At 52.9% G+C, this 16477-nt stretch carries 15 protein-coding genes; 9 read left to right on the forward strand and 6 right to left on the reverse strand.

The features are described 5' to 3' along the window. Positions 1-13: 13 nt before the first annotated feature. Positions 14-1183 carry a saccharopine dehydrogenase family protein gene (locus tag IE073_RS08700; protein WP_189584407.1) on the forward strand — a complete coding sequence of 390 codons (1170 nt, stop codon included), beginning with the start codon at positions 14-16 and terminating at the stop codon, positions 1181-1183. A 34-nt stretch (positions 1184-1217) separates the two neighbouring features. On the opposite strand, the gene IE073_RS08705 is transcribed toward IE073_RS08700, so the two are convergent. Further along, complete coding sequence (locus IE073_RS08705; protein WP_233349947.1) at positions 1218-1661, reverse strand: tetratricopeptide repeat protein; 444 nt, start codon at positions 1659-1661, stop codon at positions 1218-1220. Positions 1662-1729: 68 nt separating this feature from the next. On the opposite strand from IE073_RS08705, the gene IE073_RS08710 reads away from it, so the two are divergent. Both IE073_RS08710 and ubiE read left to right on the forward strand, forming a co-directional pair. Continuing rightward, positions 1730-2734, forward strand: coding sequence for a LysR family transcriptional regulator (locus tag IE073_RS08710; RefSeq protein WP_189584413.1), 1005 nt, complete (start codon positions 1730-1732; stop codon positions 2732-2734). A gap of 49 nt (positions 2735-2783) precedes the next feature. Next, complete coding sequence (ubiE, locus tag IE073_RS08715; RefSeq protein ID WP_189584416.1) at positions 2784-3548, forward strand: bifunctional demethylmenaquinone methyltransferase/2-methoxy-6-polyprenyl-1,4-benzoquinol methylase UbiE; 765 nt, start codon at positions 2784-2786, stop codon at positions 3546-3548. An 89-nt stretch (positions 3549-3637) separates the two neighbouring features. Here the strand turns inward: ubiE and IE073_RS08720 are convergent, their stop codons facing one another. The 3 genes from IE073_RS08720 to cobT form a co-directional block, all read right to left on the reverse strand. Next, the gene (locus IE073_RS08720; RefSeq protein WP_189584419.1) at positions 3638-3976 is read right to left on the reverse strand and encodes a DUF6481 family protein; all 339 of its coding nucleotides are present in this window, start codon (positions 3974-3976) and stop codon (positions 3638-3640) included. Positions 3977-5060: 1084 nt separating this feature from the next. Further along, positions 5061-5624 carry a hypothetical protein gene (locus tag IE073_RS08725; protein ID WP_189584422.1) on the reverse strand — a complete coding sequence of 188 codons (564 nt, stop codon included), beginning with the start codon at positions 5622-5624 and terminating at the stop codon, positions 5061-5063. Next, a complete protein-coding gene (gene cobT / locus IE073_RS08730) occupies positions 5605-7422 on the reverse strand; it encodes a cobaltochelatase subunit CobT (RefSeq protein WP_189584424.1) in 1818 nt (605 codons plus the stop codon). Before cobT ends, IE073_RS08725 begins: the two co-directional genes overlap by 20 nt. 190 nt (positions 7423-7612) lie before the next feature. Between cobT and IE073_RS08735 the strand changes: the two genes are divergently transcribed. Then, positions 7613-9448, forward strand: coding sequence for a hypothetical protein (locus tag IE073_RS08735; RefSeq protein WP_189584427.1), 1836 nt, complete (start codon positions 7613-7615; stop codon positions 9446-9448). Between the two features lie 151 nt (positions 9449-9599). Here IE073_RS08735 and cobS read toward each other — a convergent pair whose 3' ends face one another. Together cobS and IE073_RS08745 are read right to left on the reverse strand one after the other, a co-directional pair. Further along, entirely contained in the window at positions 9600-10586 is a 987-nt protein-coding gene (cobS, locus tag IE073_RS08740; protein WP_189584429.1) for a cobaltochelatase subunit CobS, read from the reverse strand. 111 nt (positions 10587-10697) lie between these two features. Next, positions 10698-11315: a J domain-containing protein gene (locus tag IE073_RS08745; RefSeq protein ID WP_189584431.1), complete on the reverse strand. Its 618-nt coding sequence runs from the start codon at positions 11313-11315 to the stop codon at positions 10698-10700. 47 nt (positions 11316-11362) lie between these two features. Here IE073_RS08745 and IE073_RS08750 point away from each other — a divergent pair, with 47 nt between their 5' ends. The 5 genes from IE073_RS08750 (at position 11363) to IE073_RS08770 (ending at position 16476) form a co-directional block, all read left to right on the forward strand. Further along, complete coding sequence (locus tag IE073_RS08750) at positions 11363-11656, forward strand: BolA family protein (RefSeq protein ID WP_189584433.1); 294 nt, start codon at positions 11363-11365, stop codon at positions 11654-11656. A gap of 103 nt (positions 11657-11759) precedes the next feature. After that, positions 11760-13724 carry an MORN repeat-containing protein gene (locus IE073_RS08755; RefSeq protein ID WP_189584435.1) on the forward strand — a complete coding sequence of 655 codons (1965 nt, stop codon included), beginning with the start codon at positions 11760-11762 and terminating at the stop codon, positions 13722-13724. Further along, positions 13724-14536 carry a hypothetical protein gene (locus tag IE073_RS08760; RefSeq protein WP_189584437.1) on the forward strand — a complete coding sequence of 271 codons (813 nt, stop codon included), beginning with the start codon at positions 13724-13726 and terminating at the stop codon, positions 14534-14536. Before IE073_RS08755 ends, IE073_RS08760 begins: the two co-directional genes overlap by 1 nt. 6 nt (positions 14537-14542) lie before the next feature. After that, positions 14543-15496 (forward strand): vWA domain-containing protein, encoded by a 954-nt coding sequence (locus IE073_RS08765; RefSeq protein WP_189584440.1) that lies wholly within the window; start codon positions 14543-14545, stop codon positions 15494-15496. Beyond that, the gene (locus IE073_RS08770; RefSeq protein WP_189584443.1) at positions 15493-16476 is read left to right on the forward strand and encodes a vWA domain-containing protein; all 984 of its coding nucleotides are present in this window, start codon (positions 15493-15495) and stop codon (positions 16474-16476) included. Before IE073_RS08765 ends, IE073_RS08770 begins: the two co-directional genes overlap by 4 nt. The last annotated feature ends 1 nt before the right edge of the window (position 16477 follow it).

Genomic DNA, 16477 nt, shown 5'->3' on the forward strand with positions numbered 1-16477 from the left:
AGAAAGAAAATTTATGTCCGATCGCGAATTTGACGTTGTAATTTATGGTGCCTCCGGCTTCACAGGGCGCCTTGTCGCTGAATATCTTCAAGCCGAATATGGTGGCACAAATTTGAAATGGGCAATGGCTGGCCGCAATGTCGAAAAACTTTCGGCGGTGCGTGATGAAATGGGTGTTTCAAAAGACATCGCGCTCATCGCGGCAAACTCTGATGATCCTGCTAGCCTAGCCGAGATGGCTGCGCGGACCAAAGCGATGATCACAACCGTCGGACCTTATCAGCTTTACGGCGAACCACTCCTCAAAGCCTGCGCCGAGGGCGGCACAGATTATGTTGATCTTTGTGGCGAACCCGCATGGATGAAAGATATGATCGACCGATATGATGACGTCGCCAAAAAAAGTGGTGCACGTATTGTGCTGTCTTGCGGCTTTGATTCCATTCCTTTCGACCTGGGTGTTCTCTTCCATCAAAACCATTCGATTGCCAAACACGGCGGCGCCTGTGAGAATATTCGGTGCCGTGTGCGCGGGATGAAAGGGACGTTTTCTGGCGGTACAGCCGCCAGCTTTATGGAAACTATGAAGCGTGCGCAGAAACAGCCGGAAATTCTTGATTGGCTCAAAGACCCGTTCTCACTTTCGCCTGAATCGGGTGCACCGCAGCCGCCAATCCATAAGCCAATGGAAGAGGCCGATTTAGGCAGCTGGGCAACGCCGTTCATTATGGCCAGCATCAATACGAAAAACGTCCACCGCTCCAATGCCTTGCTCGATTACCGGTACGGACGGGACTTCAAATATGGCGAGATGGTTCTGACGGGCCCAGGTGAAAAAGGTGAACAACTCGCCAGAGGCATGGCAAAATCCAATGCATTTGGTGATAATCCGCCAAAGCCGGGTGAAGGCCCGTCCAAAGAAGAGCGTGAGAATGGCTCCTATGACGTCATGTTCGTCGGCGATGCGCCAGATGGCACCCGCATTATCTCCTCCGTTAAGGGGGATAAAGACCCAGGCTATGGCTCGACGTCAAAGATGATCGCCGAGGCGGCGCTTGCACTTGTTCAGGACGTCAAAGGTTCAGGGGGCGTCATGACATCTGCGCCAGCCATGGGCGAAGCGTTGCTAGGTCGACTACAATCTCATGCGGGTCTGACCTTTGCGATTGAACAAGGCGCCTAAGCGCCCACGGCCATCTGAGACTGTTAACGCGCGGCTACTCCGTCGCGCGTTTTGATTCCAGTCGTTCAAGATTCGATTGGGCGGGACCATAATTTGGCTTGATCGTCAGTGCCGCCTGACAAGCCGCCTCTGCCCTGAATGCCTCATCTAGCATGGCCCAACTTGCGCAAAGATTGGACAAGGCTGCTGCTGCCGTTTTACCCTTAGGCTTCAGGCGAAGGGATGCCTTGTTCATGGCAACAGACTTCGGGTAATCGCGTTTTTCAAAAGCTGCGATCCCTTCTTTTACATATTTTCCAGAGGCCGTCGTGACGACAAATTCAGTGGGGGTTTCAATTATTGTCTGGCTGGGTTGAATAACCGACGCGCCCGCTGGCAATAGCGCCGCGCTGAGGCCTAATGCGGCAAATATTGTGGCTGCGATAATCCCAACTCTGAGGGGATGGATCGTCATGTCAGTATCCTTTGTGTTTGACATTTGGTCTTTAATTTCAAACAAAACCGAATGAAATTGACATATTCAGTCATGCCTATATACGTAAATGTATGAAGAATTGGTCAGACTATCCTATTTTTTTAGCAGTTGCGGAGGCTGGCTCGTTAACGGCAGCAGGCCGCGCCTTGGGTATGAGCCAACCCACAGTCGGTCGCCGCATCCGCGCGCTGGAAGATCATTTCGGAACGCCTCTGCTGAAACGTGAGAACGGTCAGCTTGTTCCCACCAACTTTGGGCAATCCATGTTGGATCATATTCGACGGATGCAAGAAGAGGCGTCTGCGATTGATCGGTCCTCTGCAACGCTCGAAGATTCCTTGTCCGGCGTTGTCCGCCTTTCGGCAACGGAAGGTATTGGAACCAGTTGGTTGCCAGGCGTGATGCAAAAATTTCGTGCTGAGCATCCCGATGTGTTGATTGATATCGGCATCGGATTTCAAAGCTTTAATTTGGCCCAACGTGAAGCCGACATCGCTTTGCGCTGGCGTAGCCCGGGTGAGCAAAACTCACTCATTGGCCGCAAAGTTGCGGAGGTGGGATTTGGTCTCTTCGCGTCTCCTGATTATCTGTCGCGTCGCGGGTCGCCGTCGACACCCGAAGACCTTGTCGAACATGATGGCGTTCTCGCGCAGATCATGGACGGCAAGTCGCTTTGGTTGATGGATGACGATGGCAAGATGATTTACAAGCCAAAACGCGTGACTTTTAACACCAATTCAATTTGGGCGTTCGACCAAGCGCTAGTCCATGGATATGGAATCGGCGTGTTGCCCATGTGTGGCGTCAATGCAAAGGCGCTCGGCTTGGTTCGTGTTCTACCAGAAATCGTCCATATGGAATCTCTATATTTGGTGGCGCATCAAGACCTCAAACGCTCCATGCGCATTCGGGCCGTTTTCGATTATCTTGTCGGGGCGTTCCGCGAAGATGATGAGTTCTTCCAAGGTTTGAGCGCTTCCAATTATGATTGCGATGCCTGCGACGAAAACGGCGGGCACAATATGTTGTCTCCACGCGTGCATCGGCATAAAGGTCTGCAGATCGTTGCGGAGTAAAAGTTGATCTAGCTTTTGCTCTCCAATCCTGCCGCCAATAGGGCTAGCTATGTCTGACAAAACTATCGATTTCGGTTTTGAAACCATTCCCGAAGCTGAGAAAATCAGTCGGGTCAAAGGTGTCTTCGATTCTGTAGCCTCCAATTACGACCTGATGAATGACGCGATGAGTGTCGGCATTCACCGCGTCTGGAAAAACATGACAATCACGCGTCTGAACCCGCAGCCCGGCGAGCGCTTACTGGATGTTGCTGGCGGCACGGGCGACATCGCACGCCGTTTTATTCGTGCCGCGGATGAGGTTCGGATGCGTCGCGGGGGCGAGCCTGCATCGGCCGTCGTCTGCGATATCAATGACCAAATGTTGCTGGCAGGCATCGACCCAGAAAAAGATCGTGGCCTGAACCTGACGCGTATTTGTGGCAACGCCGAGTGCCTGCCTTTCGAGGATGGTCAATTTGACGCTGTGACGATCTCCTTTGGTATTCGCAATGTGACGGACCGCATGGAAGCCCTTCGTGAGTTTCGCCGCGTGTTGAAACCTGGCGGGCGTTTGGGCATTTTGGAATTCACCACGCCGCCCGCTAAGTTTATCCAAGCCTTTTATGACGCCTATAGCTTTGCCGTCATCCCGCGTTTGGGCCAGATTTTGACAGGCGATCGTGATAGCTATCAATATCTTGTCGAATCTATTCGCAAATTTCCGCGTCAGGAAGTTTTCGCCGAGATGATCCGCGAAGCGGGCTTTGCCCAAGTCAGCTATCAGGATTACAGCACCGGCATTGCGGCCTTGCACACGGGCTGGAAGCTCTAAAACGCGCGCTGATTCTCAGGGTGCAGTCCCCACAAAAAAGCCGGCTTCAAATGAGCCGGCCTCATATCTAGCTAGGAACCCAAAGGCGATTAACGGCGCTTGTTTTTCCGGGCTGCATATTTCGCGTCACGACGCGCCTTTTGTGCGCGGACCAATTCTTCTTGAGCTTTCTTTTGCGCTTCGATGGCGAGCAGCTTTTTGCGCTCTTCTTCGGCCTTGGCCGCGGCTTCTTCAGCCTCTTTGCGCTTGCGCTCTTCGCGACGTTCGGCGTCGCGCGCTTCACGTGCGGCGTTACGCTTGGCGCGTTCTTCCATGATGCGAGCCTTTTCGGCTGGGTCCAGCTGCTTTTCCTTGGCGCGCTTAAGCATGGCGAGTTTCGCCTCTTTTTGCTCTTTCAAGCGGTCGTTAAAATTCTGGCCGGGGATCATGGAAAACCTTATTGCTGCATCCGAAATTGGATTGGGCGCTATATCATGCTTGTGCGCTCAAAAATCAAGTGGTCGCGCACAGGCCAAATCGCAGGCGAACGAAGGCTGCTGCCGCCCATCAAGTGGAGGCTAACCGTTGGTCAATTCAACGGGGCATCGGCCCTCCGAAAATGGGACGTCCGCAGGATCGGCACTCACGACGGAATACCGAAGTAGAAAAATGTTTTACTCAAGTAAAAATCCTGCGGCGGTGTTTCTCAGATGGCGGCCGGAATTTATTTCCTGTCGTTCCAGACAGTTCAGCTCACACCCTCAGGCCCCTCTATATCCGCGTTACCGCATATAGATAAGCACACCGTCCCTCGATACCAGCCAGCCACGTATACTTGCCTGTCCCATGTCCGAGAGAACCATTTAAATATAGGGGCAAAATAGGCGGCGGGGATCAATCTCTTGTTATTTTTATAAGGTGTTGAAAATGAACAGGTAAGTTGGGGCGGAAGCGCGAATTGAAGTGACAAGTCAGCGCTACATACCTCGTTATCACAAGGCCCGTCCGTGTGATCCAAGAGACGCTACAGGTGGCTTGCAAGGGCTAGCCTCGCAATGACGAGAAGAATTTGGCGGTGTTAGAAAAAAGTTTCCCAAAAAAAAGACCCAGAGCGCTGATCAAGGATAAGCAGCATCTGGGCCATAAAATTGCAAACATCGGTGGACGCGCAACGTCCGCATTTGATCCTGTGAATCAAATGCAGTGAAGCGCCGAGCAGCTACGCTGATCGGGTAGGATTGAAATTTGCAAAGGATTTCGATTTCAAGAGATAAGCCGAGGCTCTGAGTGGGCGGCAAAAAAAGACCCAGAGCGCGAATACAAAGATCAGCAGCATCTGGGCCATAAAGTTGCAAACATCGGGGAAAAATCGATGTGAATTCTAGGTAGGGCAATGACTGGTCATGCGGGACTCATTTCAACTCCCTTACCCAAAAACGCCGCCTGACTGTGAAACAGAGGGCAGAAATATAGGACTCTTGGACAGATTCAGTGCGGTGCAAGGATAACTATGCCGAACTAAAACGAAGAAACCTACTTCTTACTCTTACGCGGAATAATGTATAAGATGGATAGGTCGGGCTTTTTTCCAGTGATTTCTTGAATCAAGTTGGTTGCAAACATCGCGCCAGCCCCAAAGACAATCCATAGCGGTAGGCCAATGGCGGTCCCTAATGCAGCGATGCCAGCCCCTTGAGTTCCGAAAACCGCAAGACCAATCGCAGAGGCTCCCATACCTACTTGAGCAGCTAACGAGCGTTTAAGCCAAAAACCTTTTATAAAAGAGAGGCACTTATTTGCTGAAGAGGTATCTATTTTCGAAATATTCAGTTGATCAAGTTTCAATTCGCGCGCGAAAATCTTGAGTATAGGTACGATAATTTTACCACGTTGGGTGACGAGAATGGATTCACGAATTTTCGATCGTTTACTCAAATCTGATCGTTTGAGAGCGAGCATCTGTTCGGCCCAGTAGACAAGGGCTTCTTTCTCACGGTCTGGCACAGTTGAAACCACTCTTTGAATCAATGCTCTTTGTTTCGATGAGTCCTCAAATTCTAGCCGTTGTTCAATCATCTTAACGCCGCCCGCCATCATCAAACAATTCCGCCAGCTTTTCTGTCATCACCCCGCCGAGCTGTTCGACATCCATGATGGTGACGGCACGTTTGTACCAGCGGGTGACGTCATGACCGATGCCGATGGCGACGAGTTCGACCTCTGAGCGGTTTTCGATTTTGTCGATCATCACGCGCAAATGACTTTCGAGGAGGCCGGATTTGTTCTGGCTTTGCGTGGCATCATCTACCGGTGCGCCGTCAGAAATAACCATCAGGATACGGCGCTGTTCGGGCCGCGCCATCAGGCGGCGATAGGCCCAGTCTAGGGCTTCGCCATCAATGTTCTCTTTCAACAGACCTTCGCGCATCATCAGGCCGAGGTTTCGTTTCGCGCGACGCCACGGCATGTCGGCGGCCTTATACACGATATGGCGCAGATCGTTTAGGCGCCCGGGACGCGGAGGTTTGCCCGCCGCCATCCAATCTTGGAAACTCTTGCCGCCTTTCCACGCGCGTGTCGTAAAGCCGAGGATTTCGGCTTTCACGCCGCAACGTTCCAACGTCCGCGCCATAATATCGGCGGTGACGGCGGCGACCATAATCGGCCGCCCACGCATAGACCCTGAATTATCAATCAAGATCGTGACGACCGTATCGCGGAAGTCGGTTTCTTTTTCTTCCTTGAACGTCAACGCTGACATCGGGTCGGTGATCACACGGGTCAGGCGCGCCGTGTCGAGCATCCCTTCCTCAAGTTCAAAGGTCCAAGAGCGTTGTTGTTGGGCCAGCAGGCGACGTTGCAAGCGGTTGGCCAGACGTGAAATCGCCCCTGAAAGGCCTTGCATGTGACCATCTAAATAGCCGCGCAGACGTTCCAGCTCTTCAGTATCGCACAGGTCTTCGGCCTTTATGACTTCATCATGCGCCGTGGAATAGACCGTGTAAGGATCGGGCATATTGGTCGGCTGCGGACGTTGCGGGTTGGCGTCGGGGGATTGTTCTGAATCATCCTGCTCGCCATCAATATTTTCCGCATCGACCATATCCTGCGGTTCGGAGTTTTCGTCTTCAATCGCGTCGGCGTCAGAAACTTCGGTTTGCCCGGGTTGGTCTTCTTGGTCGTCCTCTGAGCTTTGATCATTCTGCTGATCATCTTCGTTCTCTTGGGACTCGTCGTCTTGGTTGTCTTCTTCTTCGGAATTGGCGCGTTCATCGGCCATGTCGAAATCGGCGATTAAATCTTGGACGAATTTTCCGAAAGTATCTTGGTCGTCGACCGCGGTTTTCAGATCGTCAAAGCGACCTGCCGCTTTTAACATGATCTCTTCGCGCCACGCACCCATGATACCATTGGTGGACTTTGGCAGTTTGCGTCCTGTCAGTTGTTCGCGCGCGAAAAGGCCCACGGCCTCGGCAAAGCTTGTGTCGTCCTTGGCGATATCGGGTTTATCAAATCCGCGTTTCAAAGCGCGCGCATCCAGCGCCGCCATCAGATTATCGCCCAATCCGGATAAATGCCGTCCGCCGAGCGCTTCGACGCGGGCTTGCTCCATCGCTTCGAACACCTGACGCGCAGGGCCCGATTGGGGCATATTGCCAGAATGAATATCTTTGTCATGAAGGGCGAGCCGCAAGGCCAGAGCGTCCGCTTCGCCCCGCGCTTTGGCGATCAGACGCGGCTTTGGTTTAGGCGGCAGCGATGGCAACATGACTTGATCGCGCACGATACCGGCGACATCTCCACCAAAGGAAATCTCTAACTCGGGCTCACCTGCAATGGCTTTGGTGGCCGCCCCTAGGGCGCGCTTAAAATTGTCAATCGGCGTAGAAGTCATGGGGTGATGTAAGCCCGCCCGCAGGCGAGGTAAAGCCCGCCGTGAGCCCAGAACGCCGTGATGTTCAGTCGCATCTAACAGCCCAAAGCCGAGGCTCTCGGAAAAATTTCCGTTGGATTGGATTTTCTGATAGGGTGACGCCGTTAACAGCCAATTTGTGTTAACGGGGCAACACTAAAGGGGCATTTCCATGCAAACCCAAATTAATTCGTCTGTGAAAGACGTAGACATTTTTTCACGTTTAAAAATAACATCCAAAAAACTGCGACATGGCCTTCTCGCTGTGTCGACGCTCGCGATTTTGAGTGCCTGCACGACCGAAACCAAACCCAAAACCGACGTTGTAAAAGACGACACGCTCACGGCAACAAATGCGAACAAGGATATCTATGTCGCTTTCGCGGGCGGCGGATGGCGCGCCCATACGGGGCACACGGCTTGGATGGTGGGGCTATTGGATAATGATCCAGATACGCCACCAATCGCGGCGCAACATATGAGCTTGGATGAAGCATTTACGAATGTGTCGGCGATCTCGTCCAATTCGGGCGGCAGTTGGTTTAATGTCATGCTATCTTACTCTGACAGTTTCAGAGCGGGTCTGGAAAAGCCTGCCGCCGCAACGAAATATCTGACGGATCCGTCGGCCTATTACATCAATGAGAAAACGCTGTTTAATACGCTGTCAGGCGAGTCTCTGTCTTTGCTGTGCAGCGTGGACAATGAATTTTCGAACCTGCTCGCCATTGCCTGCATGACCGATTTGAATTGGGATAATTTAATTGAAGATATTGTTTTTGGCCCCTTGTCCATGTCGAACGATCTGGCTGGAACCAGCTTGAACGGTAAGCAGGCTTGGACCGACCGTAAAACTATTTCGTTGGCCGCGACGGCGCTGACGGGGGACGTGGTTTTGGGTGAAAATGGATTTCTCAGCGGACACGAAAAATTCTATTACGATGCGCCAGATTTAGGGGCCCTCAACATTGTTCCCGTGACCTTCGGGAGCGCAGCCGAGGCCAATGTGACGGCACCGAAGTTTTTCTCGGGCGGCACAGGGTCCTTCACCCTGAGCTACGGAAAAACAGGCGACATCATCACGCAAGAGGAACCTAATAATTTGCGCGGAGTCTATGCTGACAGCATCAATGTGATCCATGCAGCTGCTGGCTCTAGCGCCGCGATTGGATTTCTGTCCAGTGACACCATTAACGCCAAAAACGCGGCTGCTCTCAAACTGCCATCAGGGGTTATTTGGGATGCGTCCTATGAAGCTGACGATCTGTCGGTCTTCGTCAATCTACCTGATCCGAATGGGGCGTCAAAAGCTGTTACCCGCGCGGCATCGCCAAGGGCGGATATTAATCACAATGCAAAAAACCGCATTATCAAAATCGCCGATGGCGGCGCGTTGGATAATTCAGGGGTCGCCCATTCGGTGATGCTCCACCAAGCCAATTATAGGTCATCTGTGCCCTTCGAAATTGTGGCTTTTGACAATGTGCAGAAAACTTATTCTTATGCGCCAACCCGTGTGGGAAACAGCGCGACGCCTGTCGCGCTCACGCAAGACATCGGCATCGATCTCGCTTTTTTGTTTGGCTATGGCTATACCCCCATCGCGGGCACCAATGGCCAAGACAGCGGCATGTGCATGGAAGACTATTGCGTCACGACCCAAACCAATACAGTCAGCCAGCAAATATTCAATTCGGCGGGATTGAACGCTCCGACGCTTTGGCGATGGGCCTCAACGCAGACTGGGACGTCCCAACCGTGCGAGTTGATTTACACGCCCTATGCCGTGCAAACGGTCGCAAATGACATGATGGGGATCAAAGGGGGCTATTCAGGAACGCTGCACAGCTTCACCGCCAATTGTCCATCTGCTGAGACGGCCCCTCTCAAAGCGGGTCATTGGGCCGCCTATGAAGATATGTACGCGGCCATTCAAACGGGGTTGCAAGCGGAGAATAGCAAAGGCGTGAACTACCTCCGCACCGCGTTCAAACTGCCGACGCCTTAGAGAGCGTAACCAGAGGGTTCGGTCAATTGGCCGAGCCCTTCACCCAAGACTAACATTCGTGCCCATAGTCTTTGCCAGGGGCCATTCTCCATCCAATCGACATGAAAGCTATGTCTGGACAGGCTTGTCTCGGCGAAGTCACTTTTGGCGACTAATCAAAGACAGCCGTCACAGCGCTCTCTTCCAAATCGCTTCCGAATGCACGTTGGAAGAATTCGCTGATAATTGGACGTTCGAGTTCGTCGCATTTGTTCAGGAAGGTCAGGCGGAAGGCCTGTGCGATGTCGCCATCAAAAATGCGTGTGTTTTCTGTCCAGTTCATGACAGTTCGAGGTGACATGACGGTGGAAATATCACCAGCGACGAAACTCTTGCGCGTCATATCGGCGACGCGGACCATGCTCGCGATGATATCGCGACCTTCGGGCGTGTCGTAATCTGGGCTTTTGGCAAGAACGATTTTTTCTTCTTCGTCATGGGCCAGATAGTTAAGCTGGCAGACGATTGACCAACGGTCCATCTGGCCTTGGTTGATCTGTTGGGTTCCGTGATACAGACCTGTTGTATCGCCGAGGCCGACCGTGTTCGTCGTCGCGAAGATACGGAAGAACGGATGCGGCGTGATGACTTTGTTCTGGTCGAGCAAGGTCAGGCGCCCTTGCGCCTCAAGCACGCGTTGGATCACGAACATCACATCGGGGCGGCCCGCATCATATTCGTCAAAAGTCAGCGCAACAGGGTTTTGCAACGCCCAAGGCAAAAGGCCTTCGCGGAATTCTGTGATCTGCTGTCCGTCTTTGATAACAATCGCGTCCTTGCCGATCAAATCCATGCGCGAGACATGGCTGTCGAGGTTGATCCGCACCAAGGGCCAGTTCAACCGCGCGGCAACTTGTTCAATATGGGTTGATTTACCCGTACCGTGATAACCCTGGATCATCACGCGACGGTCAAAGGCAAAACCCGCACAGATCGCTTGGGTTGTACGGTCGTCAAAACGGTAAGCTTCATCAATCGCAGGCACATAATCGGAGCGTTTGGAAAAGGCGGGTAGCTCCATATCAAAATCAACGTCAAAGACCTCGCGAGCCGACACTGTGGTGTCCGGCTGGAACAGGGGGAACTTATCGTCAGTCATGGAGCTATCCGGTCTTTGAGTAGAATTTTGTCAGCTATATCGGAGTTTGTTACGATGCCAAGGCGCGATGCGTTTGCCAAGCGACAGAACCAACACGCCTCCATGCAAAAATTAGCCGAGATTTGTTGTCTTGAGCACTTTCATGGCACTAACAACGCGCTGGAAACTTTCTTCCGTGTTCCGCTTGCCTTGGTTGGCATCAGGATGAAGTTGTTTGACGAGTTGCGTGTAACGTTTGCGCACATCGGATTTAGAGGCTGTGTCATCCAAACCTAGATCGTTAAGGGCGCGAAGTTGCAGCTTGGATAAGCGGCGCGTCGGGATAGCTTTTTGTTGCGGCTCTGCACCATCGCCGAAGATATTATACCCTTCTTCGGTTGTTGCCGTGCCACCCGCGCGGCGCTTTTTCTGTGCCGACGCGCGTTCGCCCGTATTCTTTTTGACATCCCAAGTTGGACGATGACCATGACGTGCGCCGATTTGCCATTCCTGAATTTCTTCATCGGTCTTGCCAGAGAAGAAATTCCAATTCTTATTATATTCGCGCGCGTGTTTTGTGCAGAAATTGAAGTAATCCCGCAGACGATCTTGGGACTTTGGCGCCTTACACCCGCCCAAGCTTACGCAGCCGGCCCATTCGCAGGGCAGCTCCTTCGCTTTTTTCTTTTTTTTCGACTTCGCCGCGCGAATATCGATGCCTTTGGGTTTGTATTCGAAGCCGGACGCCATAGATAAGATCTTGTAGAAACGTGTTTGAAGAGTTGGGACCGCGCAAGATGGGCATTTTGGTAGAGGCAATCAAGGGAAAACTGACCGAAGCGTTCACTCCGTCGCAGTTGGAGGTCATCGACCAGTCCCATTTACACGCTGCACATGGGGGCGCAGCCGAACATAAAGCGGCCTTTCCCGAAAAAGACATGACGGATGAAACCCATGTACATGTCGTTATCACCTCTGATGTTTTTGCGGGCATGAACACATTGGCGAAACATCGTGCGGTTCTGGCGGCGGTCGCAGAAGAAGTGGACCGTCTGCATGCGTTTTCGCTAGAGGCTAAAGCGCCGAGCTAGCGGCTTGAGCAACAGTCGATATCCGCCGACCACAGTCCAGTGCTTGCCAGAGCGTGGAAATTCCTTCAGCAAAGGTTAATCCGCAATTCTATAAGGGGACGCTATGATGAGACGTGTTTTATTGGCCTCCACCCTTTTAGCTCTCGGAGCCCTGACCACGGGCTGCGCTTCGACCGCTCAAGGTATGAAGGCCTCTGTCCTGACCACCTCTGTCCCGACGGAAGACTTGCGCGGTGAAATTCCCGAAGGGGGTGTATTGGCTGTCATCCGCTATCCCGCCATTGTCGAAGCCGATGCCAAAGATATTTACCATCGCGCCTATGCCAGTCGGGCGATTGGGGGTCAGACGGGCAGGGGCGTGACCAATACGATTGAAACGGTTGCTGTCGCAGATAGCACGATCGTCAAATCTAACTACTTTGCGCTCTCGCTTTATAAGGAGCTCGCCGCGCGCTTGCCTGAACATTCTGTCCTGCTCTCGCCCCATGCCATCAAATTAGGCCCTGGCGGAGAGCTGACCTCGGAACCGATTACCGCTGCGGAGGATTTGCCCTCTGTCGTTTCTATTGATTTTGCGACGTATAGCTTTCCCGATAGCCGTAAGATGATGGGCGATGTTCCGCTCACCTTCGGGGATTTAGTTACGCCGCTGATCACTGTGCGCACAGATCATCGCGCGTCTGCGCCGACGCAGGGCTTGTTGCTCGCCTCACGTCCGCTTGTTTCTCGTGCGGCCGCAGAAGGTCGCGAGGCAGCATTAGAAACAATTACTGCCATGCAGTCAGGCGATTTATCGCCCGTAATTCCTGAGCTAGATTTTGTGTCTTATATCACCAATGACACACCGCAGGCCGTGTCGGTTGAAGGCTTGTCTATCCGCTCGGATACAAATTCAACGATGGTCTTGCCCGTCGAAAAAATCCGCATTCCTACGACCGAAATGGCACTGCTGCGCGGGGCCAGCGATGGCACGGTTGATCCCATTGACGACATTTACACGGAGGCGCTGTCCAATCGCATCATCGCATTGATCAATGGAATCGACCCCGACAAAGCCATCATGATGGGCAAGGCAGCGTCTATTGCAGATTTCGACCCCAGCCTCGCCGCACTAACATTTGTTGGTTCCGATGACGATGATTATGCCGCCCGCGCCGCTTACGCCTCACGCCTTTTGGACGCGCAGCGGAAGTATTTATCTGTTCAATCCCTGCGTATTTTCGATGGAATTCACAATGGCGAGTTGGGCGCGCAGGTCCGTGATATGATCGCCGCTGAACATCAGGTTTTGGAAAAGCGGCGCACCTTGGCGCGTCAGCAGAACCTTGCGACTGTGCTGGCGATTGCTAGCGTTGCGGCTGGCGCAGCGACAGCAGGTGGCAGTACAAACTGTCGCGGTGCCAGCAGCCAACGCGAATATGATGATTGTATGCGGCGTCAAACCGCCCGTACCGCCGCCAGTTCGGCCATGGTGCAGGCGGGTATCTTTGCTGCGACTGAAGCTTATTCCAAGGCGCAGCTCTCACAGCAAGTTGGGACCAATTACCTCAATTCAATTGTGCCGGCTCTAGAGCAGCAAACAACCGTCACAGTGGATTTGCTGGATTCCAATGAGACGATCACGGCCATTCGCTATGAGGATTTACAGGCCAAATTGCAGTCGCTTTATAGTTCTCGCCAACGCGCCCTCGATACTGTCGCGACCCAATGTGCTTATGTTGGCGAAGACGGAACAAAGCGTGGCACTTGGATGGGCGTTTGTGAAAATGGATTAGCCAATGGGTCAGGGGCAGGCGTGTTGAAAACCGAAGCCGATGTCATGGAATATTACGGTTATGCCCGCGCGGGTCTCGCGGATGGTCCGGGCTTGATGATCCGTCATACGGCGCTGGGCAGCATCTCTTATGAGGGCAGTTTTGCGAAGGGACGCCCCGATGGAACCGTCCGCGTCAGCCAATCTGGTCGCGAAGATCAAACACGTATTTATGTCGATGGCATGGACCGTGGCGCGTCAACGCAAACGGCGGCCTCACCTTTTGCCGGTTCAACGGGCGGGGCTGTTAACTGATGTTGCGCACAGCCCTCATAAGTGCGGCTTTGCTGTTGCCGACATTTGCTTATGCAGGTGACGATAGCGCGACAGCAATTTCGTCTGTGCCCGTCGCGGCGCAGAATCAAGACCGCTGCATTGCGCAAATGTCGGATTTCCCAACGGATGACCCAACGGCGCGCTATCAGTTTTTCAGATTGGTCAGTGATGTTGGTTTCGGCGCAGATGTCGAAACACGTCAGCTGTTTAATCATTATGGTCAGCCAAGTGTCGAAATAGGGACCCCTGTTTTGTCAGTTATTGAAGACATCGCGAACCCCGTCCTACGTCAGGCCGCGCCTGAAATCGTGGTGGCGAGCATGAACCATCTCGTTGATTTTGCGCAAACCTGCGATGTCTATATAACCGGCCAAACAGAGAGTTTGACGGCGTTCGACCCGACACTTGCCAATCCAGAGTTAAATACTGCCATTGCCGAAGACGCGCTTTTCTTGCGTCAAATTCTGTCCGAAAGCCTCTCCCGCCTTGGTGCCGATAGTGACCCCATTTGGGCGGGCGCGACGCGTGCATATAGCCGAAGCCTCGTCACGCAACGCGATTCCGTCGAATTTGCGGCGTTCGAAAGTGAGATCGCCGAGCTGGAAACCTTATTCATGGATGATCTGGATGGACGCTTGGCGCGGTCAAATGATGTTATAAATTCAGAAATGGACCGAGAAATTTTGGGCGACTCTGTGCAGTTGTCCAATGATATGAATGAAGCAGCGATGAAACAAGCGCGCCAAGATCGTCTCTATCGCTTGCTGAGAATATTCGGCGGCGGACGCTAGGGTCAGATGAAGTCTCGTCGGCGCAATATTGCCGTTTTTTCTATCTCGGCGTTGGATTTATTTGCCGCAGCGCTGGGGGCCTTTATTCTCATCGTGCTGGTGCTCTTCCCCTATTATAAATTGGGCGGCACAGATGTATCGATGGAAGAGCTTGAGGAGCAAGTCCGCAAGCGGCGTTTCGCGGCCGAAAGCGTTCGCACAGATATGTCCGTTATCCGCGCCTTACAAAGCGAAATTCGCTTGCTGGATAAGCAGTATCTCACAACGCAGACGGAAATGAGCGAGACAGAGGACAAGCTTGCCGAAGTGTTGAAGGCGATCACCGAAGTTGAAATTCCCGATCCTCAACCCCAACCTGAGCCGATTCCCGATCCGATGCCGACGCCGCGCCCTGAACCACCAGAGCCGCCTCGTTCTATCAATCGCGGCGTCCCATTTTCTATTTTGGGTCTGGCAACCGATAGGCGTGAAGTTGTCATCTTGGTCGATATGTCAGGGTCGATGCAGGCGCATAAGTCCAAAGTCACGCAAGCTCTGAACGAGATTATCTCGCAGATGAAACCCGATAACCGCTTTGCGATCATCGGGTATCGAGGTGGGCCAACCTATGACAGCTTTCCCAGCAATGGCCAATTGGTGCGGGCCGATGCGGCAACATTGGCGCGTGCGCGAGATTTCGTAGATCGTCTGCCCAGTCGTTTTGGTGGTGGCACACCAACCCAAAGTGCGCTCATCCGAACGCTCAATTTAAAGCCCGAAGCTATTATTCTGATCAGTGACGGTGCGCCAGATGATGGACAACCCGGTGCGATTATTCGCAATGTTACCAACCGAAATCGCGGTCGCGCTGAGATTCATACCGTGGCTATTGGCGACTATACGTCAGACAAAAAACTGACGATTTTTTTGCAAGAGCTGGCCAATCGGAATCAGGGTGAATTTGTGGGGCGGTCCCGATGAAGCGCCGCTCTGATCGACAAATCGAAGTCTTCTCTATGTCGGCGATTGATCTCTTCGCGGCGGCGATGGGGGCCTTCGCGCTGATCGCAATTATCTTGCTGCCCTATTACCAGAATGAGTTGCGTGAAAAGACACCTGATAATGCGATTGCGGAGCTGCTGCGCGCAGCTGAAGAGAGCTCCGTTGAAACGGAAGAGAAGAAAAAAGCGTTGGAAATTAAGCGCTCGGCGATGGCGCAAAATGTCTCTGATGTGAAATCCGAGGCACAAGAGTTGCTGAATAAGTTGCGCGCCGCTGAACAAAGTCTGCTCGAGAAGCAGGCTGCCGCAACCCCGCCACCGGCTGTTGTTGTTCCTGAGCCGATTGAAGAAGACCCCGGGCCATTGCCTGAACCGGCGACGGTTTCTTTCCGCTTTCTCGGCATGAATACCACGGCCGATGACATTGTTGTCGCATTGGATATGAGCCGTTGCATGGGCGGTCACGAGGCCTCGGTGAATAAAGCCGTGGAGCGCGTCATACTTTCCCTACAGGATAATCACGCCGTCAAAGTCTTAGGCTTTCAGCAAACCGATGCGGGACCACGTATCCGTCAATGGCCGGCCAATGGACGCCTTCGCCAAATTAATGCGGGCGGCACAAAGACGGGGGCGATTGATTTTGCCAAAGGTCTAACGCGGCAATTTGGGGGCTCAGCCTCTATGTTGGACGCGTTTGACAAAATGCTATCTGGGCCTGGCGAAGCGATTTTCTTGATCAGTGACGGCTTGCCAAATCCACGGGCCAATGATGGCTTGTCGCCAAACCGTTTGATCTCTGAGATCACCCGCAGGAACGCCGGACGGAAAGAAATCCACGCGGTTGTTGTCGGCAATTATTTCGATTTTCGCGGAACTGTTGAATTCATGGAAAACCTTGCGGCGAAGAACAATGGACAATTTATGGCCTTGGCTTCGACTTCCGCTGGCGTCTGTGATTAAA

Origin of the sequence: Litorimonas cladophorae (genome assembly GCF_014652455.1) — a bacterium.
In the GTDB taxonomy this organism is placed as follows: Bacteria; Pseudomonadota; Alphaproteobacteria; order Caulobacterales; family Maricaulaceae; genus Litorimonas; species Litorimonas cladophorae.